The 22,159-nt window shown below is 62.5% G+C and carries 18 protein-coding genes and 1 pseudogene; 13 read left to right on the top strand and 6 right to left on the bottom strand.

Annotated features, from left to right (window positions below):
• Positions 1–52: 52 nt before the first annotated feature.
• Complete coding sequence (locus V5E97_RS25895) at positions 53–283, bottom strand: YjzC family protein (RefSeq protein WP_406694480.1); 231 nt, start codon at positions 281–283, stop codon at positions 53–55.
• A 922-nt stretch (positions 284–1,205) separates the two neighbouring features.
• Here V5E97_RS25895 and V5E97_RS25900 point away from each other — a divergent pair.
• The 8 genes and pseudogenes from V5E97_RS25900 (at position 1,206) to V5E97_RS25935 (ending at position 10,254) form a co-directional block, all read left to right on the top strand.
• Positions 1,206–2,063 (top strand): sigma-70 family RNA polymerase sigma factor, encoded by an 858-nt coding sequence (locus V5E97_RS25900; RefSeq protein ID WP_406694481.1) that lies wholly within the window; start codon positions 1,206–1,208, stop codon positions 2,061–2,063.
• Positions 2,064–2,310: 247 nt separating this feature from the next.
• Positions 2,311–5,160, top strand: coding sequence for a serine/threonine-protein kinase (locus V5E97_RS25905; RefSeq protein WP_406694482.1), 2,850 nt, complete (start codon positions 2,311–2,313; stop codon positions 5,158–5,160).
• A 108-nt stretch (positions 5,161–5,268) separates the two neighbouring features.
• Complete coding sequence (locus V5E97_RS25910) at positions 5,269–6,015, top strand: hypothetical protein (protein WP_406694483.1); 747 nt, start codon at positions 5,269–5,271, stop codon at positions 6,013–6,015.
• Between the two features lie 564 nt (positions 6,016–6,579).
• Complete coding sequence (istA, locus tag V5E97_RS25915; RefSeq protein WP_406694484.1) at positions 6,580–8,070, top strand: IS21 family transposase; 1,491 nt, start codon at positions 6,580–6,582, stop codon at positions 8,068–8,070.
• Between the two features lie 44 nt (positions 8,071–8,114).
• A pseudogene (istB, locus tag V5E97_RS25920) lies at positions 8,115–8,942 on the top strand (IS21-like element helper ATPase IstB).
• An 88-nt stretch (positions 8,943–9,030) separates the two neighbouring features.
• Positions 9,031–9,291: a helix-turn-helix domain-containing protein gene (locus V5E97_RS25925; protein WP_406694485.1), complete on the top strand. Its 261-nt coding sequence runs from the start codon at positions 9,031–9,033 to the stop codon at positions 9,289–9,291.
• Positions 9,292–9,486: 195 nt separating this feature from the next.
• Positions 9,487–9,795, top strand: a complete 309-nt coding sequence (locus V5E97_RS25930) for a hypothetical protein (RefSeq protein WP_406694486.1) — start codon at positions 9,487–9,489, stop codon at positions 9,793–9,795.
• A 198-nt stretch (positions 9,796–9,993) separates the two neighbouring features.
• Complete coding sequence (locus tag V5E97_RS25935) at positions 9,994–10,254, top strand: hypothetical protein (protein WP_406694487.1); 261 nt, start codon at positions 9,994–9,996, stop codon at positions 10,252–10,254.
• Positions 10,255–11,264: 1,010 nt separating this feature from the next.
• On the opposite strand, the gene V5E97_RS25940 is transcribed toward V5E97_RS25935, so the two are convergent.
• From V5E97_RS25940 to V5E97_RS25955, 4 genes are read right to left on the bottom strand one after another with little or no spacing between them, the layout of a single operon-like run.
• Positions 11,265–12,257 carry a fibronectin type III domain-containing protein gene (locus V5E97_RS25940; protein ID WP_406694488.1) on the bottom strand — a complete coding sequence of 331 codons (993 nt, stop codon included), beginning with the start codon at positions 12,255–12,257 and terminating at the stop codon, positions 11,265–11,267.
• A gap of 46 nt (positions 12,258–12,303) precedes the next feature.
• Entirely contained in the window at positions 12,304–13,758 is a 1,455-nt protein-coding gene (locus V5E97_RS25945) for an efflux RND transporter periplasmic adaptor subunit (protein ID WP_406694489.1), read from the bottom strand.
• 40 nt (positions 13,759–13,798) lie between these two features.
• A complete protein-coding gene (locus tag V5E97_RS25950; RefSeq protein ID WP_406694490.1) occupies positions 13,799–14,155 on the bottom strand; it encodes a hypothetical protein in 357 nt (118 codons plus the stop codon).
• 53 nt (positions 14,156–14,208) lie between these two features.
• Positions 14,209–14,796, bottom strand: coding sequence for a hypothetical protein (locus V5E97_RS25955; RefSeq protein ID WP_406694491.1), 588 nt, complete (start codon positions 14,794–14,796; stop codon positions 14,209–14,211).
• A 334-nt stretch (positions 14,797–15,130) separates the two neighbouring features.
• Between V5E97_RS25955 and V5E97_RS25960 the strand changes: the two genes are divergently transcribed.
• Together V5E97_RS25960 and V5E97_RS25965 are read left to right on the top strand one after the other, a co-directional pair.
• Positions 15,131–16,135 (top strand): tyrosine-type recombinase/integrase, encoded by a 1,005-nt coding sequence (locus V5E97_RS25960; RefSeq protein WP_406694492.1) that lies wholly within the window; start codon positions 15,131–15,133, stop codon positions 16,133–16,135.
• A 57-nt stretch (positions 16,136–16,192) separates the two neighbouring features.
• The gene (locus V5E97_RS25965) at positions 16,193–16,975 is read left to right on the top strand and encodes a hypothetical protein (RefSeq protein WP_406694493.1); all 783 of its coding nucleotides are present in this window, start codon (positions 16,193–16,195) and stop codon (positions 16,973–16,975) included.
• A 115-nt stretch (positions 16,976–17,090) separates the two neighbouring features.
• Here the strand turns inward: V5E97_RS25965 and V5E97_RS25970 are convergent, their stop codons facing one another.
• Complete coding sequence (locus tag V5E97_RS25970) at positions 17,091–17,558, bottom strand: DUF6717 family protein (protein ID WP_406694494.1); 468 nt, start codon at positions 17,556–17,558, stop codon at positions 17,091–17,093.
• A 389-nt stretch (positions 17,559–17,947) separates the two neighbouring features.
• Between V5E97_RS25970 and msrA the strand changes: the two genes are divergently transcribed.
• The 3 genes from msrA to V5E97_RS25985 all read left to right on the top strand — a co-directional run bounded on the left by msrA (position 17,948) and on the right by V5E97_RS25985 (position 22,105).
• Positions 17,948–18,649 (top strand): peptide-methionine (S)-S-oxide reductase MsrA, encoded by a 702-nt coding sequence (msrA, locus tag V5E97_RS25975; RefSeq protein WP_406694495.1) that lies wholly within the window; start codon positions 17,948–17,950, stop codon positions 18,647–18,649.
• An 837-nt stretch (positions 18,650–19,486) separates the two neighbouring features.
• Positions 19,487–20,302 (top strand): hypothetical protein, encoded by an 816-nt coding sequence (locus tag V5E97_RS25980; RefSeq protein ID WP_406694496.1) that lies wholly within the window; start codon positions 19,487–19,489, stop codon positions 20,300–20,302.
• Positions 20,303–20,560: 258 nt separating this feature from the next.
• Positions 20,561–22,105, top strand: a complete 1,545-nt coding sequence (locus V5E97_RS25985) for an FHA domain-containing protein (RefSeq protein WP_406694497.1) — start codon at positions 20,561–20,563, stop codon at positions 22,103–22,105.
• Positions 22,106–22,159: the final 54 nt, after the last annotated feature.

Here is a 22,159-nt window from a genome sequence, read left to right on the forward strand (position 1 = left end):
GGATTGGGCCCTGGCCTGGGAAGACCTGAAACTTCACCCGATTGACAAAAAGTCAGAGGAGTTCCGCAAGACTCCAGACAGTTCGGCCCGCACATGACCGGCACGGCGGGAAAGCCTCTCCTTGAGTGAGCGAAATCCTCTGCTCCTCGGCCATCGGCTCACAGTGGCTGTCCGGGTTGGAGTGCCTCACGAATTCATAACGACCCGACACCGGGGCCTTCTCGCCTGTGTGATAAGCGCTGCCGACCGCGACTGTCGTTGGCATCGTCGCCTCCTGATTCATAGACCTTGGATCAACTCCAGCGTCAAGCTTCGCCCCACCCGCCACGACCTCATCAACGATTTACGATGGATCAACAGCCACGCTCAGATTCCCCGCGGGAGGGGCACGACCCACCGTAAAGCTTTACCTAACCCGCCATTAACTTATCAACGATTTTCGATTAATCAGCGGCCAGAATCCGTTTTTCCCGTAGTGCGGGCACGGCCCACCATCCCGATCTCCTTGCCAAAGCAGAAGTTAAGATGGTGGGCCGTGCCCACCCTACGGGAATTATTAGGCCGACGATGATCGGTATGGCCGATCGCGCCGAAAACAGGAAAATACGGGCTCAGAGAAGCTCCAGCTTCGGCCCATCCAAATACATGCACGCAACAAACATGCCGCATCCAGCAAAATCAGACGACACCTGGTTCGACGGTTGCGCCCGAACTCAAACAACGGCCTTCATTGATGGTTCCGGCGAGATCGCGTGAGACCGCAGGGTTAAGCCGGAACTGCAAACGGAGCGACTCGTCCGGCGGCCGCGACGGAGGCTCTCCTGAACGAGAACGTCACATCTTTGTTAAGCATCACCACCAAGCTCATCCGACAAAATCGACGGGCGTTCTCCAAACCCCGAATGAGGCCGTGCGCCCTGATGCTTGGACACCTTTCCCTTGATTACAAGCACTTAATCCAGGAGAGCAGTCTAGGACATGGATGCGACGGCGAACGCCCGGAATGGCAAAATCATCTTTGCTGAGCGTTTTTTAATTAGGCCTTTGACAACTTGCGAAACATGACCTAAGTTCAGGTTGTCGGGATTCTAGATAGAGCTTCCCGGCTGGTTTCCACTCTTCTGCAGCTGAGATCCCTGGGGATTATCTCGAACGCCACGCAGCCTCCACGGGTTTCGACGACGCACCAAGGAGCGACCTCAGCGATGACTCCCCGCGCTTATCGGCGTGAATTGGGATCCCATTCTCCTCTACAGATTTATCTGCACGACATCAACAACACGCCGCTGTTGTCGGCTGTAGAGGAGCGTGAATTGGCCGAGCGGGTCGCCATCGGCGACCCGTATGCCCGCGACCACATGGTCAAGGCGAATCTTCGGCTCGTGGTCAACATCGCGCGGGGCTACCTGGGCAAAGGCCTCTGCCTGGAAGACCTGATCGAAGAAGGCAACCTCGGTCTGATGCGCGCCGTCGAAGGCTTCGACGGCATGATGGACACCCGCTTCAGCACATACGCCAGCTATTGGATCAAGCAGTCGATCCGCCGCGCCGTGATGAACAACGGCAAGCCGATCCGGCTCCCCGCCTACATGGTCAGCCTCTTGGCCAAGTGGAAGCGCGTCTCCAACGGCCTGACCGAGCGACTGGGCCGGCCGCCGACGCCCGAGGAGATCGGCAAAGTCTTACGGCTCTCGAAGAAGAAGGTGGGCATCGTCGCCAAGGCGATTCGGATCAACAACCTGGTCCCCCATTCGGAGAGCACCGAAGAAGACGGCATTGCGCTGGACGACATGCTCACCGACGACCGCAGCAAAGCCCCCGACGACCTCCTGATCGAGGCGGACGACCTGGAGCGGATCTTTCATCGCCTCGATCAGCTCGATGACCGCGAAGCGACCGTCATCCGCATGCGGTTCGGCCTCGAACCGTTCGCCCCCATGACTCTGCGTGAGGTGGGCGAAAACCTCGGCCTGACCCGCGAGCGGGCGCGTCAACTCGAGAGCCAGGCGCTCTTGAAGCTGATGAGCTCCTTGAGCGAGACCGCCGGCAAAGTTTACCGCTGACCGCCGCGATTCCGATCCGTCCCATCAGTGTTCCAGAACAAACGCCATCGACCTCGTCCTCCGCCCCGAAAAGGTAGGACGAGGTCGATGGCGTTCTCATTTTTTCCCCCTCGCAGGCCAAACCGTACGTCCGTACGTGATGTCCCCATAACGATTTGGGGACTTGTTGCCCCTTCTGGTGCCATGTTAAAGTTGGGAGCGTTTCGCTCGCTTGACTCGCCCGAGCCGAGGCCTTTCAGGTTGCACCATGGTTGATCCCCAGACCTCTCGGTTTTGGCAAGCGTCGCTCCAGAGCCGTCTGATCGATGTTGCGGAGCTCACCGCCTGCTGGGAGGCCCTGCCTCCTGAGAAGCAGGTCGCCGACCAACTCGACCGCCGGCTGGCGCGTCAGGCGGTGCAAGCGGGCCTGCTCACACTCTGGCAAGCACAGCAGTTGCTCGCGGGGCGCTCCACCGGCTTCAAGATCGACCGCTATATTCTGCTCAACATGATCGGCCAGGGGGGGATGGGCCGAGTCTATCTCGCCAAGGATTCGCGCCTCAACCGCCAGGTGGCGTTGAAGATCCTCTCCCCCGAGCGAGTGAACAACCCGAGAGCCATCGCCCGGTTCCAGCGTGAGGCGCGGGTCGGAGCGCAACTCCAGCACGAGAACCTCGTCCGGATCTACGACGAAGGCGAGTCGGACGGCAAGTGCTACCTCGTGATGGAGTTCATCGCGGGGAAAACCATCGGCTCGATGATCGCCGAGAACGGTCCGCTCCCCCCAAACACGGCCGCCAGACTGACCCGGCAGATCGCCATGGGCCTGGAGCACGCGCACCTAAAAGGGCTGATCCACCGCGACGTCAACCCGTACAACATCATGGTGACCGCCGACGGCACGGCCAAACTGGCCGACCTCGGGCTGGCGATCGACCTGGCCGAACAAGTGCCGGTGACCCGTGACGGGGCGACCGTGGGCACCTTCGACTACATCGCACCCGAGCAGGCGCGGCACTCGCACTCGGTGGACACGCGAAGCGATATCTACTCGCTCGGCTGCACGCTCTACCACATGCTCGCCGGCCAGGTGCCGTTCCCGAGCCCCAGCCTGCCCGAGAAACTGTTCGGCCACCAGGCGGCCGAGCCCGAGTCGTTGACGGCCATCGTGCCGGAGATCCCCGAAGGGCTCGCCGAGGTGGTCCGGACGATGATGAGGAAGCGGCCCGACGACCGCTTCCCTAATCCTCTCGAGGTTGCACGAGCCCTCGAGCCCTTCGTGGGTGAGCCCATCACGGCCTCGGCGCACCCGGGCGACGGCCCCGAGTTATCCGGCGACGGCCCGCATTCCCACACCACGACGAACTCCTCGACCAAGGTCACGACCGACCGGCGCGAGACCTTGGTCGCCTCTTCCACGGAACAGACGGCTCCCACCAAGAACACCACGACCCCGGACTTCGCCCCCCTGATTCCGGCGGGGTCGCTGACTTCAGACTACGACACCCAGGCCAAACTCCTGGAAGGACTCGTGGATTTCGGCGCGAAGAACGCCCCTCCCGAACCTCCTCCGGCTCCCGTGCCCACGGTGGCCGAGACGCCGCCGATGGATTTCACGCGGATCGGTCAGGAACCGAAGAACGGAGCGGGCGCGAAGGAGGACCTGTCAGGACTAGGGCTGGCCCTGGACTTCGGTCCGGAGCCAACCCTCTCCCAGGTCGCGGCCAAGGCGAAACCGAAGCCTTCCGCGCCCCCCGCGCCGCCGAAGTCAGAGCAGGAAACCAGGGCGAGTTCCACCAGCACCACGACGGTGGCCAAGGCGTCCCCTCACGGTCGTCACCGCCGGCTCGTCCTCGGGGGGGCCGCCCTGCTCTTGCCGATCGCCGTGGCCGGTGGCCTCTACGCCAGTGGAATCCTGGGCAGGCCCTCCCCGCCCAAAGCTCCTCCAAAAACCGTGACTGTGGCGCCGGACGGTGACAGGGAAGCGCCTGCCAAAGACAGGCCGGTTGCCCCCTCCAAGGGAATCGGCCCCGAACTGGCCAAGGAAGTGGGGCCGGGGATCGCCGTCAAGGCGCCGGACGGATCGGTGTCGATGGAACCCGACCTCAAGAGCGCCATGCAACGGGCGATCGGTAGCAGAGGGCATGTCCTGCTCAACAACCGCGAGCCGCTCCGGCTCTCGGGAGCGGCCGCGGCGATCAAGGTCAACGGTGGTCCGCTCTATCTCCGCGCGGCGGAGGGAATGCAACCGGTCATCGAAGTCGAGATCAAGGGAGCGAAGCCGTTCCTCACCACCGGGATCGAAACGCCACTCACCATCGTCGGCGTGACGATCGTGGCGAATTATTCCGAGTCCGGCGGAGGGGAAGCGCCCCCGATCATCGAGGCGGCCGGCAAGGTCACGCTCGACCGCTCAGCCTTCAAGGCGACGGGCCAAGGGATCGGCACGCGCGCGGTCAATGCCCAGGGGATGAGCCTGACCGCCACGGGTTGCTGGTTCGAGGGCTTCGACCAAGCACTCGACATCGCGGCCTTCAACGGCTCGTCCGTCACAGTCAGACAATGCGTGATGATCAGGGCCAAGGCCGGCGAGCCGCCGAGCGGTTGGGCCCTGCGAGTCCGCTCCAAACCAGGGGGGAGCAGGAACGACAAACTCGGCCGCCGGCTCGTGCTCGACCGTTGCACCGTCCTGGGGAAGGGCCTGTTCAACCTGGTCGGCTTCTCACCGCAGATGCCGTGCCTGGTTGAGGTCAATGGGTGCGCGGTCCTCGCAGAGTCGGTCCTGGCCTGGGAACCGCAGCCGCCTGGCCTGCCACCATCCGACGAGGCGCTCCATTGGGCGGGCCGAGATAACCTCTACGACGTCCATGGAAAAGCCTGGATCGTGCTCTCTCCGCAAGGGGCCCCCGACTTCCCCGACGGACCGAAGGATCTCGACTCCTGGGCGAAACTCGTCGACGAGTCCGCCCCCCTCTCTCCCCCGGCCAAGTTCAAGACCGACCCCACCAACCTCTCTGAATCCCCCGCCCCACCCGACCTCCTGGTCCTCGAAACCGAGCACCCGGTCGGGGCCGACCCGGACAGGGTCGGGCCGAGAACGAAGTCCTCAAAGCCCTGAGCACTCCTGTGTCGCCCTGATCGAAAAAGGCAGGCAAAGGGGGTCGTCGAACCCATCCCGTCCGTGACCGAGTTCTGGAATCACCACCAACTTGAATCCGAGTCACCAATGAAGCCATTCTTATTTTTGACACTCTTCTTCGTCACCGCTCAGACCCTTGCGGCGGACTTACCCGCCATCCCGGACAGGCCGATCGCCGAGAAGGGAGAGCTTCTGTTCGCCGACGACTTTGAAAGTGCCGAATCCGCCAAGGTCTGGCACAAAGTCGTCCCGACCTTCAGCGTCGAAAAGGGCGTGCTCAAGGGCACGCAGACGCGTGACAAGGATGTTCCGGCAGCCGGGGGCAAGCCCGCCGTCAGGGCTCACGCGGCCGTGCACGGCCTGGAGATTCCCACCAAGAACAGTGTCGTCGAGCTGAAGATTCGCTTTGCAGGCGCCTCGATGATCGACGTCGAGTTCGACGACCGCAAGTTCACCGGCTCCCACTATGGTCACATCTGCCGAGCGCAGGTCCGCCTCAACGGTGTCACCCTCATCGACGAACGTGACGGTGGCATGCGCAACGACATCTATGAAATCAAGAAAGACCGCGAGAGGAAGGCCGAAGTCGCCAAGCTCCTCGCCGGTCGTAGCGTCACTTATCCCATCAAGCTCGAAGCCGGCAAGTGGTACACGCTCGTCGTCGAGACCGTCGGAGACGCCATGCGCGTCACGATCGACGGCAAGCCCGCCGGTTTCCTCAAGTCCTCCGGCATCGCCCACGCCACCAAGTCCAAGATCGAATTGGGAGTGGCCGGCAAGGATGGCGAGTTCGACGACCTCAAAGTCTGGAATGCCGAAGCGGCCAAGCCCTAATCCCGCATGCTGGTTTGTTCCCCTGCCCCCCTCTGCTTACGCCTCATCAGGATATCAACTCGCAAGCAATCACAAGACCGGCCGACAAGGGAGCAGAACCGCCGGAGCGAGAGGGCCGCCCGGTTCGAATAGGCCTTTTTAGCCAGGCACTTCAACTGGGACGTTTGGGAGATCCAGCAAAGCTAGACGTCTAGTCTCGAGCCTTGGCGGATTGCCTAGGATTTTCGGCCTTTCCCTCCTTAGGTGCCAGGCTACCGACTACCTCGCTCGTAGAAGGTGACTGACGCCAGTCGGCCCCGGGTGTCGTAGCCGTAATGCGTATCGTCGATCGGGTCAGAACCGGGGGGAGGTATTTAGCAGCCAGTCGCTCCAATCGGGAAATCTGGGAAATTCAGCAAAGATGAGTGTTGTGAACGTCGGTCGAAAAACGTAGCGCGCCGGTCTCCGATGTTCGGTCGAAAAGCGTAGCGCTCATGGATTCACTCGTGGCGTCTGGTACACCAAGGTGAACATTGTTTCGCCTCGATACCCCACGCGTCGCGAGGTCTATGGGTGTTCACACACATGCAAAACTGGGCCGAGATCCGCCGTCGCGTCCTTGTGGACAGGCAGAGCAAACGTTCCATCTGCCGCGAGTTCGACATCCACTGGGACACCCTCCAAAAGATCCTCCTCCATAACGAGCCTCCAGGCTATCGCCAGAACCTGCCCCGCTCACGCCCCAAACTCGAGCCGTTCTTGCCGATCATCCACCAAATCCTCCAGGACGACCGCAAGGCGCCGAGGAAGCAGCGGCACACCGTTCGTCGCATCTTTCAATGTCTTAGACATAAACACTGCTATCTTGATGGATTGACGATAGTTCAAGGCGTCGTCCAAGCCTGGCGGGAGGGGCAAGCCGAAGCGTTCCTCCCCCTGGTCCACCGGCCCGGCGACGCTCAAGCGGACTTCGGACGCGCCGTCATCAACATCGCCGGGCAATCCGGCACTGCCGCGATGTTCGTCATGACGCTCACCCATTCCGATGCGATCTTCTGCGCCGTCTTCCCGCGTGAATGCACGCTCACGTTCCAGGAGGGACATCGCCTCGCCTTCGACTGCTTCGGCGGCGTACCTCGTCGGATCACCTACGACAATACCCGGATCGCCGTGGCTCGGATCATCGGCCAGCGGGGGGAGGGCGTGACGACCGAGTTCCTCAAAATGAAAAGTCACTATTTGTTTGAATCTCATTTCTGTCGCGTCCGTTCCCCCAATGAGAAAGGACATGTTGAGTCGCTTTTGGGCTATTCGCGGCGTAACTTCCTCGTGCCGGTCCCCGAGGCCGATTCATTCGCCGCGCTCAATGCACGCCTGGAAAAGCGCTGCCGGAGTGACCTGGAACGCACGACGCGGGGCCAGACGCTGACCAATGCCCAACTCCTGGAGCGGGAGCGAGCCGAACTGTTGGCCATGCCCGAGGAGCCGTTGAGCATCCGCCAGGTGGAGACGGTCCGGGCCAATTCGTTGTCGCTGGTGCGATTCGACCGCAACGATTACTCGGTCCCGACTCGATACGCGCATCGGCGTCTGACCGTCGTGGCGGATGTGGAACGGGTGCGGGTGGAGACGACAGGAACAATCGTCGCCAACCATCATCGATCCTGGGATCGCTGTCGGACGATCTTCGATCCGGTCCATTACCTGGGCCTGCTGGAGCGGAAGCCCGGGGCGCTGGACTTTGCCCTGCCCCTGGAGGGCTGGGAGTTGCCGGAGTACTTTGCGGTCCTCCGTCTCCGCCTGGCCAAGGACGAGGGGCCGCGTGGCCAGGTCGAGTACATCCGAGTCCTGCGGCTCCTGGAACAAGCCACGCTCGAGGAGTTGACCGCGGCGGTCGAGCAGGCCTTGAGTCTGGAGGTGTCGGCGGCCGACGGAGTGCGGTTGATCTTGGAGCACCGGCGGGATCGGCCGACGGCGACGTTGGATCTAGCAGGCCTCCCCCACTTGCCACGCGTGAGCGTCCCGGAGCCGGACCTGAGCGGCTACCGCTCGTTGTGCGGGGAGGTGCAGCGATGAGCAAGTCAAGTTCGACGCCGGGGGACTTGGTCCGTTTGAAGCCGATGCTGAGGTCATTGAAGCTGCCGACGATCGGGGCGGAGTGCGAGAAGGTCGCCCGGCAGTGCGCGAGTGAACGGGTGGACCATCTGGGTTATCTGTCGCGGGTGTGCGAACTGGAAATGATCGAGCGGGAGCGGAAGGCGGCGGCGCGCCGACTGAAGGGGGCGAAGTTTCCCGCGGTGAAGACTCTGGGAGAATTCGAGTTCGCGGCGCAGTCGGGGATCCCCGAGATCCTGTTGCACGAACTTTCACGATGTGACTACATTGACAAACGAGAGAATGTTCTATTGGTCGGCGCGTCGGGTACGGGGAAGACGCACCTGGCGACATCGCTCGCCGTGGAGGCGTGCCAGCGAGGCAAGCGGGTGCGTTTCGTGAGGGTGACCGAACTGATCACGAGCCTGCTGGAGGCACGGGATCAGCACCAACTGACGCGGCTGAAGGGCCAATTGAACAAGCTGGACCTGTTGGTGCTCGACGAACGGGGTTACGTGCCCGCGAGCAAGGTGAGAGCGAAGATGCTCTTTGATGTGATAAGCACAACATAAAAATGAACAAGCTTGATCGTGACGATAAACCTTGCGTTCGAGCGTTGGACGGAAGTGCTGTTGGACACGAGCTTGACGGCGGCTGCGTTGGATCGCCTGACGCACCGCTGTCACATCGTGGAGACGGGCAGTGAGAGTTATCGCCTCAAGGAGGCAAAGCGTCGTCGCGTCGCTCCGGATGGCTTGAATCGTGAAAGGAAGGTATCGAGTACGAGTCCCGTGAACGAAAGTCGAGTAGCTGAGCGATCGTCCCCTGTGGACGACCCGAGCTCAGACAGGTAACATCTGTTTACCGGGCGCTACGCTTTTCAACCGGCGCGCGCTACGTTTTTCGACCGACGTTCACAAGGAGAAGGTTATCCGTCGCTGGTTGGCCGACAAGCCGACCGAACACGGGTTCCCGACCGACCTCTGGACCGGGCCGAGGCTGGCCCACATGATCCGCCAAGAGTTCTCCATCGAACTCAACCCGATGTACCTGACCGTCTGGCTACGGCGTCGCGGGTTCACCCCGCAAAGGCCCCGCCGCATCCCTCGCGAGCGCGACCCGGAGGCGATCGCCGCGTGGTTGGCCTCCGACTGGCCGCGCATCAAAAAAAAGCCCGGCGGCAGCACGCCCATATCGCCCTGATTGACGAGAGTGGCCTGCTGATGGCCCCGCTCCTCCGGCGGACCGGCACCTCGGGGACGGACTCCGGAACTCGCCCAGCGCGGCGGCGCTCGCGAGAAGGTCTCGCTCGCAGCGGCGCTGTGGCTGTCGCCGCGTCGCGATCGCCTGGGCCTGTACTTCAAGACCTTGGTCAACGGCTACTTCAACAACTGGTCGATGACCGCCTTCCTGGAAGCGATGCTGCACGATCTGGACGGACGGTTCGTGGTCGTCTGGGACGGCGACCCGATGCATAAGGGCGACCCGATCCATCAACTCGCGGCCCACTTCGCCGACCGCTTGTGCCTGGAGGCCCTGCTGCCTTGGTTGAAGTATGATCGGTTGTGCAATTACGCCCCGCGCGACGCGGTCGAACTTGACGGAAGGATCCACACCGAACTGGCGGCAGCCGGGAACCATCAGGAATTCTTAAAAAGCCTGTACCATGCCTCGGAACTCCCGATTCCGCGTGCATTATTTATCTAATACGGATCGGAGTTGAAATCTGCGCTCCCGAACGGGCCGAAGCGCCGGATTCACCGTAATGCCCCACGCCGAGGGGCGCAGGTTTCAGTTCTGGTCCGTATAACACGCTGTAGAACCGGACTCCTCGTTGTTTCGACGTCTGCCGGTACGTCACCAAGAGGTGGCAGACTTCCATCCCCCGGAGATTACCCCGCCGGCATGTTGAGCGCCGCCGGAGATTACCCCGCCGGCATGTTGAGCGCCGCCGGAGATTACCCCGCCGGCATGTTGAGCGCCGCCGGAGATTACCCCGCCGGCGTGACTCAGATCGCCCCCCCAACTTTCAACGCCCCGCCTGATGGAGGGCATGCCGCCTCCAATCGTTTCACCGAGACGCCCTCCAGCGTAAATTCCAACGGATACGCCGATGACCCCCCCAATAACTGCGCCAGCTATGGCACCAGGGATTGCGCCTGGTAACCCCCCAATTGTTAGGCCGATCCCTGCGCCAGCCATCGCGCCGAAGCCTACGCCGTAGGCAAGGCCGAGCCATGCTCCGACGGCCATTCCCACGGCCCTCCCCACAGCGACGCCAGAAATGCCGAACGGTCGGCTCGGCCAGTCTGGCAAGCGGAATGTCGCCTCACTCGTGGAAGGTAGACGGGAAATCATAACGGACGGAAAGTGGCCCCAACTTTCAACGCCCCGCCTGATGGAGGGCATGCCACCTCCAATCGTTTCACCGAGACGCCCTCCAGCGTAAATTCCAACGGATACGCCGATGCCCCCCCCAATAACTGCGCCAGCTATGGCACCAGGGATTGCGCCTGGTAACCCCCCAATTGTTAGGCCGATCCCTGCGCCAGCCATCGCGCCGAAGCCTACGCCGTAGGCAAGGCCGAGCCATGCTCCGACGGCCATTCCCACGGCCCTCCCCACAGCGACGCCAGAAATGCCGAACGGTCGGCTCGGCCAGTCTGGCAAGCGGAATGTCGCCTCACTCGACGTGTGGAGGAAAGGATTCCTCGTATCGGATCTCATCGTCAGGAAAGTGGTGTCCGCACCCCGCCATCGCCATCGGACGGCGGGCCCAGTCTCGTAGTGGCCGTATCCGTATCGCTCCTCGAGATCAGAGTACCCCTGATCGTGCTGCATAGGCGCACGGTCGAGCGGCGTCAGCGGCGGTAAGTGCTCTTCTTCCCAATCGCTCCGCTCGTTCCCAGGACCGGTATAGTTTCCATACCACGCCCGGCCGGAAGGGTACGCCAGGGAACTTCGTCCCCAATCCGTCCTGATGGCTACAGCACCCGCAGTTGGCCGCGAACGATTGCCGGGCAAGGGGGGGGGGAGTGTGCGGGCCGAATCCGCGGGGTTGGTTCCTGAAAGCCGTCTATCCATGGCAAGTCGCGGGGTTGGTGTCTCGGCTCGTTGCGACGGCGGAACGAAGCCGGTGGGCCGTCGGGCCGAGACCTGCTTGTGCAGAGCGGGGATCATAGGCTACCCATCCATTCGCTCCGGAGGTTCGGGCGTCCAACTCGACTAGGACTCATCCAATGACGCGACCGGAAGGCCTGTATGAACAACGGCAGCCTCGCCGTCAAGGGCTCGCTCGCGAAGGAACGATTTTCCCCGCCGTCTTCAGGGATGGGGGCAGGTGTCGCGGACGCAGGGACGATCGCCTGGAGGCGATAAGTCTTGATCGACGACATAGTCTGCCGGCTGTCGACAAACCGGTGCGATCGAAGCCCACCGGCGATGTTCTCGCCGTCGAGCAGCTTGGTCGTTACGCCGTCCATCGTCCGGAATAGGCGGATGAATGAGCGGCCTCCGCTACTGTAGTCATCGGACACAGCCCAGTGTAGGACTATCCCGAAGACCACGAGGTCGAAGGGGGCCCTCCTCGGCGGCCCTGGTCTCGGCGGCCGCGTCACGAAAACGGCCTCCGCCGACCATTCGGAGACCCCGCCGATGGAGTCGTCGCGGGCGCGAACCGCCACCGCGAACCGGAGGTTCGGGCCAAGGCTGCTCCCCCCGGGGAGCTCCTCCAGCAGGAATGGCGGCCGCACGGTTGACGAGAGGATGGCCCCGTTGACCCAGAAGTCGTAAGTATGAATACCGTTAACGATGCTCCAATTTAGGCGGAGCCTGTCCTCTTCTCGGTCTGAAGGCGAGGGGAGAGCTGGCGACTCCGGACGGTCGGGCCGCGTCGTGAAGGTCGCTGGGTCTGACCATTCGGACGGTCCCTCGGAGTTCACACCGCGCAGGCGCACCTGATGGAACGTGTTGGCCGCGAGGCCGCCAAGAAACGTTCCCCTGGCGACGTTGGTCCGGACGTCGGAGTTCCCGAAGCGAATATCGTAGGTCTCCGCGGTGGGCACGTCCGTCCAACTGAAACGCAGGGCGTCGGCGCGCCGCGACGTCTCACGCTGTGCTGGGGTCGCGCCAAAAAGAACCGGCGGATTCGGTTTCGGGGGGACGGGCACGTTGAGGCCTCGCAGTCTCGACGCTCGGGATTGTTCGCTCAGGTGGTCAGGGAACCTCGATCGACGTCGTGTCCCGGTCGAATTGATAATAAATCGGCAACCTGCGATTCCCGTCCTTGCTAAGCGGATTGTCGCACTCGATCAGGACTTCCCACTCATCGTCGTCCGCCTGGTGCCCGCGGATACCTCGGATCGTGCCGGTGATGTCCGCATCCTCGTTGGCCTCGTAGAGGTCATCTGCCTTCACCGTCACGGTCTGCCCAACTCGAAGGATGCCAAAATATTGGATACGACCCGCAAGGAACACGACCGTGTCGTCTTCTATACGGAGAACTGGTTCGCCTGCCTGGACGCACTCACCGACTTCCTTGAAAACAGCCGTCACCAGCCCTGAGATCGGTGAGGTAAGGTATGTCTCGGCGAGGGTCACCTGGAGCCGGCGGACTTCGAAATCCATCGCCGACCGCTCGTCGGCGATGATCCTCTCCATATGCACAGCGCTCAACGACGCGATGGTCTGGCTCATCTTCTCGCCGGCCAAACCCACCTGGAGTTGCTTGTGGGCGATGCTGTTGTCCAGTCGCGGATGGAAGAAAGCAGGATTCTCGCTCTTGGAAATTTGCTTGCCCTGGGTCGTCGTGTCGGATCGTTGAGCCTCGAAAAACTCGGAATTCAGTGGGCTCCAAGACCCACTCGCCCTGGCGAAGGGAAACTCCGTCATCCGGTCGGACTTGTGAACCTGGACTAGCGCGTCGCCATTGGTCGGATCGAAGACACGAGTGTCGATCTCGACATCATCGGGATGATCGTACTCCCCCCCAACACTAATGGTGTTTCGCTGCTCGACCTTCGTGTGGACCTTGTAGTCGTCGGAGACGGACGTTTCAATTTTGGTCGATGTAATGACGGGGGGCAGGCGGCTGGCCGCATAGGCCGCGTCAATGGCGTCGAACCGGTCGCTAGCCTCCCGCTGCATTCTGGCCAAGAGGTCAATGACCACTGGGAGAGTATTGGTCATCTCCTGCTGGATCCGCGGCCCGTGTTTGAATCTTTCGAAATAAATCCCTTCCCTACGTGTGATTGCCTGGTCGAGCGCCGCGGCTAGCGACTCGTTTCTCAGTGCGAAAAGGAAAGGGGCCACTTCTGAGTCCCGACGTTCTGGCGGCAATCTAAATGCCTCGTTAGCAATGGCCGCATCCGAGGCCCGGCGTTCTGGCGGCAATGTCAGTGCCTTATGGATCTGCGCAGAGTCGTACTTCAGCCGCGCCGCGGGATCGTCCGGGTATCGAGGGTCCGCAGAATCTGTAACCTTCTCGTCGAAATGGGCATAAAGTTGGGTAGCGGGGTCATAGGCTACGACCGGCTGGCCGATGTGAGCCGACCCGGTATGGGTCACATGGTCGAAGTTCTTAGTTGCAATCACGCCAGGGCCACTGAAGCAAAGGTCCGTCGATCGACTCGGCAAGACCTGGAGCACTCGGATGTTGGCGGTCGAAGACATGGCCATCTCCCAATTCATGTCTGGGGGGCACGCAGGGGGTTCAGCCCCGGCCGGTCCGGTCTAGGCCCGGTGAACGAAGCCCTAGATCGCGACTCAACGGGACCGTCAGGTCGCAATCGACGAAACAATCGTGCTCGGCTTCCGCCCAGATCGCCCTCAGACCATCGAGAGTCACGGTAAAGGACTCGCCGGGCTTCAGCGTACCGAATTCATTCTCATCTGCGCCTTCGTCTTCGTAGGAGAGAAAGCCGAACCGCATGTTCTCACCGAAGTCATCGACGCGGAGCGACAGCAACACCGGGATTGTCAGTCGCCGGGTCACATCCGACTTGATGTCACTCCCGCCCCAGAGGAAGGTACGCACTCCTCGCTTGACCTTGACGCGAAAGCGTTCCACGTGATCCTCCCGATTGGGTGTTAATTGTTCGAGACCTCGACCTCACCCGAAGGTCAATTCGAACCGACCGGCCCGTCATGGAGGACTTTCCAGGGCCTCGCGTCGCCATCGAACCTGAAGACAGACTCCTGACTGCAACCAGGGCCGTGGGTGATCCGAAGTATCCGCGTCGTAACCCACTCAACCACGATCGGGTACGCGGGATCGATCCGGACCACGTGTGGAGTCCCATCTACGTAGAACACGTTTTGCCCGTTCGTGAGGGGCACGATTCGGCTACCCGACCAGCCGAATGCGGTGAAGCCGGAATGGCCGTAGGCGATGGCGAAGGTCCCAAATTCGTTTTTCGGTGCCAGGATGATCCTGCCGTAGGCGCAGAGGTTGATGTTGTCGGGAACCGCGTACCTGGCAAAACGTTCTTCTTTGAAGTAGATCTCAATTAGATTGAACGAGGCCCCTCGAATGTGCACTTGAAGGTCGCCCGGATCTTCTCCCGTGCGATACAACGTGTAGCACGGAATGCAAGGCGGCGGGCACGGGGGGTGGGTGTGCCCATGGTGGCCAAGTCCTGCGCGGGCCGGTGAGCCCGCCGACAGGCCGACGCACAGGATCAGCAAGCGGACCGCTCGGCCAGTATTCATATCGCAAAATCCTGGATGGATTGCTTTGTGGAGTAGTCAACTTAACCGCCACTGGCGAAGCTTGCCTTACTTTAATGAAAAGTCAAAACAAGTGTCGTCAGAACTAAGCGTCGAAGAGGGCGTTGGCAAAGAGGGGGTGGCAGTCCTCGAGCATCACTGCCGGCTGAATGTGGAGTCAGCGACGTTGACGGCCCAAGGCGAGCGAAAGAGTGGCTCCGAGATCGCGTGCCAGGACGCTGGAGGACGGCTCATCGCGACCCCTGCCCCGCTCGAAGTTCATAGCACACAACGCCCTTTGTCTGCTATTCTCCAACGGAGCAGGGGACTTTCCGAAATGAGCAAAAAACCGACTACCTCGACCGAGATCGTCGTCCACCAAGAGCGCGCCCCGGCCAAACGCCGGACCAAGTCCGATGACGTCGGAACACCCCCCGCGATCGTCTCCGCCGCCGGCGGCGGGGCCGAGTTCGCCTGGGACGAATTCTTCAAAGGGTCGCTCCCCAACGCCCACACCCGGAGGAACTACGCCCACGCCGTGCGGAAGTTCCTCGCGTGGTGCGACCGCGACGATCGGAAGATCACGCTCATCCGGATCGCCCCGGGCGACGTCGGCGAATACCTTCAGGGCCTTGAGCTCGCGGCCCCGACCAAGAAGCTCCATCTCGCGGCCCTGCGGAAATTCTTCGACCTCCTGGTGGTCCGCCACGTCGTGATCCTGAACCCGGCCGCGTCTGCCCGGGCCGGGCGCTACCAGGTCGTCGAGGGAAAGACCGAGGAGATCAAACTCCAGTACGCGAGGAAGCTCCTCGAGTCCATCGACACGAGGGCCATCGTGGGGCTTCGCAACCGGGCGATCCTCGCAGTCCTCGTCCACACGGCGACCCGGGTCGGCGCCATCGCGAAGCTAACCGTGAAGAGCCTCAAACACGACGGGAGCCAGTACGAGCTTCGGTCCCACGAGAAGGGCGGCAAGTCCCGGGCGATCCGCATGTGGCACGACCTCGAGCCGTTTCTTCTTGAGTACATCCGGGCAGCCGGGATTGAGGAGGGTCCGCGCTTTCGCACGGTTGTCCGGCGCACGAAGCAGCTCACTAACAAGTCGATGGACGGCATCGACATCTGCCGCTTGATGAAGCGACGATTGAAGGTTGCGGGCCTCCCGGGCAGCTATTCGCCGCACTCGTTCCGGGTGACGACGATCACCGACCTCCTCGAGCAGAACGTGCCGCTCGAGGACGTCCCGTATCTCGAGGGCCACGCGGACCCGCGCACGACGCGGTTCTACGACCGCAGGGGCTGGAAGGTCACGAGGAACATCGTCGAGAGGATTTCAATCTGAACGAGGCGCGAAAGAGAGCGACGATAGTCTCTGCGCTCTTCGAGCGGGAGCATCCCCATGGCTGACACCGGGACGAGAGACACCTTCGGCATCACCAAGCTCTATCCAGACGCGACCGACGGACGGACCTGGTTCTCCACGTGGGGAAATGGGGTCGCCAGGTCCCTGACGAGCGGGCAGCGGGACCCGCACGATCCCACGGGGCTGTTAAAGCTCCGCGGCTCGAGCCCACGCCTGGAGATCGACGGCCAGGGAACCGGGCGGCTCTCCGGCGACAGCCCGAGGATGTACGTCTACGACGAGCCGCAGGTCGAGAAGTGGGGAAACGTCGAGGTGACCTTCTACGCGAGACGCATCAGCGAACGCGGGGAGAAAAGCTCTCAAGGGTTCGTCGCGGGTGCCCGCAGCGAGCACCAGAACGCGACGACCGAGCCCTCGTGCAACGGTTTGACTTACTACGGTCGGATGCTCTACGACGGCCGAGTCAACTTCCAGAAGGAACTCGTCCACCACCTAGGCGCCAACGATCTGGGCTACACCGCACCGCGGCCGGCGACGGGCTGCAATCCCTGGCATACCGAAGACGGCAGGATACCGCGATATGTTTGGATCGGCTACAAGCTCGTGGTGAGGAACTCGGCCGACGGCTCCGCAGTCCTCTTGAGCCTCTACAGAGACATGACGGATGGGTTCGCCGGTGGCCGGTGGCCGGTGGCTCAAGATGATGGGTCCCAAGCGCAGCCAGGCACTTCGGTGGCGAGGTCTGGGCAGTCCAGCAAAAATGAGCGAGTGCCTGCGGCCTCGATGGAATTTCCAGGTTGCCCATTTTGTCCACTTTAGGTGCCTGGCTACCGACCTGTCCGAATTCGACCGAGTGGGACCGAAACCGAAGCCCGCGAAACCCTGAGCTGAGCACTCGATCCGGATGCCGCTGAGAGGTCTGGTGCAACTCGGGCTATGAGCGCCGGAGCCGCTCTGCCCTGACGTGGAGTGCTTTCGGGGGTGTCTTGTAATACTTGAACATCGCCGGGCAGATCCAGCCCTCCATGGGGGGGTCGTCGAGCCGGTAGTAGTTTCCCAGCGAGTCGCCACGGATCCAGGTCAAGGTTTTCTGGGTCCCTGGGAACCGATTCGCCGAAAAGAGCAGGCGGAACCCCTCCTTGGCGTCGGGGATGTCCTTGGCGAGAACGTCGATCATTTCCGGGACGCCAGCCACAAACGGCTCGCGTTTCAACCCGACTCCTGGATCATCAAAGACCCATGTCCCGTTGAACCAGTACGGAGTGATGACCATGATCGAGTTACTCGACGGTCCGGCGAGACCGGCCCTCCGCGTCAGGTAACCGTAAGTGCCGAGCCCCAGGATCAGGATCGCAAACGCCGCTCCCACCAGGGTCCAGCGGGTTTTCCGAACGATCGGCATCGCTCCTCCCCTCTTCTTCGTTCTTTTATTGGGATTCTGACTGGTGGCTTCGCCATCAAAGACCAGGGTCATACTCAACTTCAGGCCTGGTCTCGACGTCGGGTCCGAGGCCGATTCACGAGAAATGTATCCGTACTGTATGACGCCCGAAGACCTTCGGACAAGGGAGCAGATCCGCCGGAGAGACAAGGGTGCCCGTTTCCAGCCAGCGGCTTCGCCGGTATCGACTCGCCGAGGCTCGAACATCGACTCCACAGACCGAGCGCTGTAAGATTGAGAAAAATGAGCGAATCTCGCCCCCCACCGCACACCCACTGATCCGGCCTGACGAAGCCGAAAGCCGGCCCTCGACGTGCTGGAACATCCCTTTTTTTTTGAGGAGTCATGCCATGACCTTGCGCTCCCTGGCGGCATCCCTCGCAATCGCATTACTCATGGGTCTTGCGAGCCAAGCACCGGCCCGGGCCCAATCAAAGGGGGATGAGTCCCCGAACGCGGGCAAGGCCGACGAGACCAAGAGCGAGAGTAAAAACAAGGCCGACGACAAAGAGAAGAAGGCCGATGAGCCGAAGGTCAAGCTCGAGAAAGCGACCTTCGGTGGCGGTTGCTTCTGGTGCCTCGAGGCCGTCTACGAGCGGATTCCAGGGGTCAAATCGGTCGTCTCGGGCTACGCGGGGGGCAACGTGCCTCGGCCTACCTATGAGATGGTCAGCAGCGGCCTGACCGGGCACGCAGAAGTCGTCCAGCTTGTCTACGACCCCGAGGTCGTTCCCTTCGAGAAGCTGCTCAAGGTGTTCTGGGCCTGCCACAACCCCACAACCTTGAACCAGCAAGGACCTGACTTCGGCACGCAGTACCGCTCGATCATCCTCTACCACAACGAGGACCAGAAGAAGGCCGCGCTGAAGTCGTACAAGGAGCTCACCGCCGCCGGCGTCTTCGCCGACCCGATCGTGACCCAACTCGAGCCGCTCAAGGAATTCTACCCGGCCGAGCGCTACCACCAAGACTACTTTCGCAGAAACAGCAGCGCGGCCTACTGTCAGGCGGAGATCGTTCCCAAGCTCAGAAAGCTCAAGCTCATCAAGTAACGCGGCGGCCCTCCTCGAACAACACGTGAAATCCTCTTCGCCTTCCGCCCCCACCCCCGCCCCAGGCTTCCTAACGGGAAGCTTGGGCTGGGGAGATCAATGTCAAGCCCCCCCCTTGAGAATCGGTGGCCGTCGAGCGTGCAGGCTCTGACGAGACCGAGGTTTCACTCTCCCACCATCCCTATCTCCCTGCTAAAACAGAGTTTAAGATGGTGGGCCGTGCCCACCCTACGGGAATTGTTAGGCCGGCGATGATGCCATGGCCGCTCGCGTTGACGTCGGGCGAAACGGGTTCGGCAAAGCTTTACCCCACCAGAAACGCAGAATCCACGCGTCTCGATTTCACCGTTAATGATAACGATCAGAGGGAAGGCGCGAATCCAGGGGTCCTTCGCCGGATTCCAGGCTTTCGGCAGGAATTGCGCCTTCATGATTGCCATGCACTCCGGCTCGGCCGGCTCGCGTCTTGCCTTCACCAGAGGCATGATGTCGTTGGTGGCCACATACCGAAGCTGGTCCGCCCCATCAGTGGCGGCCCTGAGGATGACCTCGGTCCAGAGCGTCGCCTCGGCTCCTCGAAACCAAATCCAACGCCGCAACCCGGACTAAACATTCCCTCTATTTACTGCATTTTATCCATTTTCACTCTAATCCTGGTCGAGAGAAGGATTCCAGGGGCGGCCGGAGGCTGAATTCCGAAGTGGAGGGACCAATAATCTGGGATGGGCCTCGAATTACCTTTAGTGACGAGCGGCCGCTCAGGGGCCGAATCGCTGAGTGCTGAGTGACGCGAGAGTCGAAGATCCAGGTTCCACGGAATCATCAGGAGACATCGAGATGGTTTGCTCACTGGTCAAGAAGGGAGTGCTGGGTGCCGCGTTGGGCGCCGGGGCGTTGTTCCTGGTGTTCGGCATCTCGGCCCCCAGCTACGTGCGGACGGCCTTCCACAAGGCGCGTCACTCGGCCCAGGATCGCATTCCGACCCAGTTCCAGATTGATCGGGCCCGGGACGAGGTGGCCAATCTCGAACCGGCGATCATCGAGAACCGGGAAACGCTGGCCAGGGCCGAGGTGGACGTCGAGCACCTCGAGAACGAGATTGCCTCGACCCAGGCCAACCTGTCCGTCGAGAAGCGAGAGTTGCTGAGCCTGCGTGACAGCGTCAAGAACGGCGACTACCGCCTGGCTGGCCACGTGAAATATTCGCCCGAGGAGATCAACGCGAACCTGGCGAGCCGGCTCGACCACTACAAGGCGGTCACCCGGGTGCTCGAAGAGAAGGAAGCGACCCTGAAGGCCCGGCAGAAGGCCGTGTCCGCCGCCCGGCTCCAGATGACGAACCTGGTGACGGCGAAGCGGAACCTGCTGACGAAGCTCGAGGGGATCGAAGCCAAGCTCCGGATGATCGAGGCGACCCAGGGCAAGAACGAGTTCAACTTCGACGACAGTGCCCTGTCCCGCGCCAAGCAGACGATCTCCGACCTGGAGAAGCGGCTCGAGGTCAAGGCCCGCGTCGCTGAGATTGAAGGCCGGTTCTCCGACGGTGGCTTGCCGGTCCTCGAACCGGGCCGCGACGTGGTCCGAGAAATCGACACCGAGTTCGGCACCCCGGTCAAGGGGACCGAAACGAAAACTGGGGACAAGAGCCTCTAAAGGATGGCTTTGTTCCGCGGGCGGACCGGCCAATCACCCCTGGCTGGTCCGCCCTTTTTCTCCCTTGCCTTGAGAGACGGCCGACCGAACGGCCGCGGCCACGAGACGGAACCGAACCGGCCGAGGCCTCGAAACAATCACCAGAAGATGGATGCACCGGGCCTGATCGAGAGACCGGGTTCAGAGCAGATCAAAAGCAAGAGATCCGATTGAGCGGCGCTCGCATCCCAACGTAACATGGCGGAGTGTGATTCCCCCATGGCCAATCCGGGCGGCAAGTCAACCATGCTGGGACATTGGCGAATGGTCTTGCGGCAGGCGGAAGAAGCCGCACGAGCGGGGCGCTACGACGAGGCGCTGGTCTTGGCCAGCCGGCCCGACGTGGTCGACCACCACCACGCGGTTCGCCTGCGAACAAAGTTGGCCCTCGACCTCATCGCTCGGGCCTCACGACGAGGCGAATCCGACGACGTGGCCGGGGCGATCGAGGACCTCGATCTGGCCGAACGGCAAGGGGCCGCCCCCGACACCTTGGCCGCGGCTCGCCTGAGCCTGGCCGACAAGGTTTCGGCCGAGGTCCGTGGCGACCTCGACGCGGGCGAACCGGCCCGAGTCGTCGAACGCGTCGAACAGCTCGCCCGCCACAAGGTAGGCGGCCCTGCCTTGCGAAGGACCCGCGAGATCGCCGAGGCCTGGCAGGCGGCCCTCGACGAGGCGCGTCGCGGCGAGTTCGGCCGGGCCCACGACCAGCTCGACCGAGCGGAGCGGCTCGCGGCCGGCATTGCAAAGCTGGCCCTGACCGACACCCGCCGCGACGTCGAGACGAGGCAGAAGGCCGCGGCCCCCCGGGTCGAAGCCCTCTACACCGCCTTGGCGGCCGGCAAATGGTCCGAGGTCCTCACCCTGGCCGAATCCGTTCTGGAGGCGATCCCCGAACATCCGGCGGCCCGCCAGGCACGAACCCGGGCCTGGCAGCAGATCGGAGCCTTGAGCCCATCGGCCGCCTGGCCCGATCGCGGAACCAGGATCCCCCAGGTGGCCCTCGCCTCCGGCCGGACGCCGGCCGAACCGGTCAGCCCACCGGCCGAGGCCGCCCCGATCACCTGGCTCAATGCCAATTTGAGGGCCCCGTTCGTGCCTCAGCCACAGCCACAGCCGCAACAACACCAGCCGGCACGGCCGGCGGCCCGCGAGGGGGAAACCGGCCCCAAGGGGCGTTTCCTCGTCTGGGTCGATGCCGTCGGCGGCTATCTCGTCTGCCTGGACGACCAGGTGATCCTGGGCCGCGCCGGGCCTGACAGCCATGCCGACGTGCCACTCATGGGAGACCTGTCGCGCAACCATGCCACCCTGGTCCGGGACGGCGACGGCTATGTCCTCCGCGCCCACCAGCCCACGTTCGTCAACGGCCGGGCGGTCGAGACGACCCCGCTCCGCGACGGCGACGTGATCCGGCTCGGCTCGACCGTGGAGCTGGAGTTCCAGCAGCCCAGCCCGGTCAGCTCGACCGCCCGGTTATCGATCGTGAGCCGGCATCGCCTCCCGTTGGCGGTCGACGGCGTGCTCCTGATGGCCGAGACCTGCATCATCGACGGGTCGCCCCAGGCGCACATCCCGGCCCCGGGCCTGGCCCAGCCGGTCGTGCTCTACCGCCAAGGCGGAGCACTCTGGTGCCGGGCAACCGGCGGATTTGAGGTCGACGGCCGGGCCTGTGCGGCCCGCGCCCCCTTGACGTTGCAGTCGAGCATCCTGGGCGATGGATTCTCGTTCAGCCTGGAAGCCCTTGGGACCAAGTCGGTTTGAGGGGGGCCAACGATGTGACGTCCGAGGAACGGACGCGAATCGAAGGGGACGTCG

This window comes from Singulisphaera photorubra (assembly GCF_045290345.1).
GTDB lineage: Bacteria > Planctomycetota > Planctomycetia > Isosphaerales > Isosphaeraceae > Singulisphaera.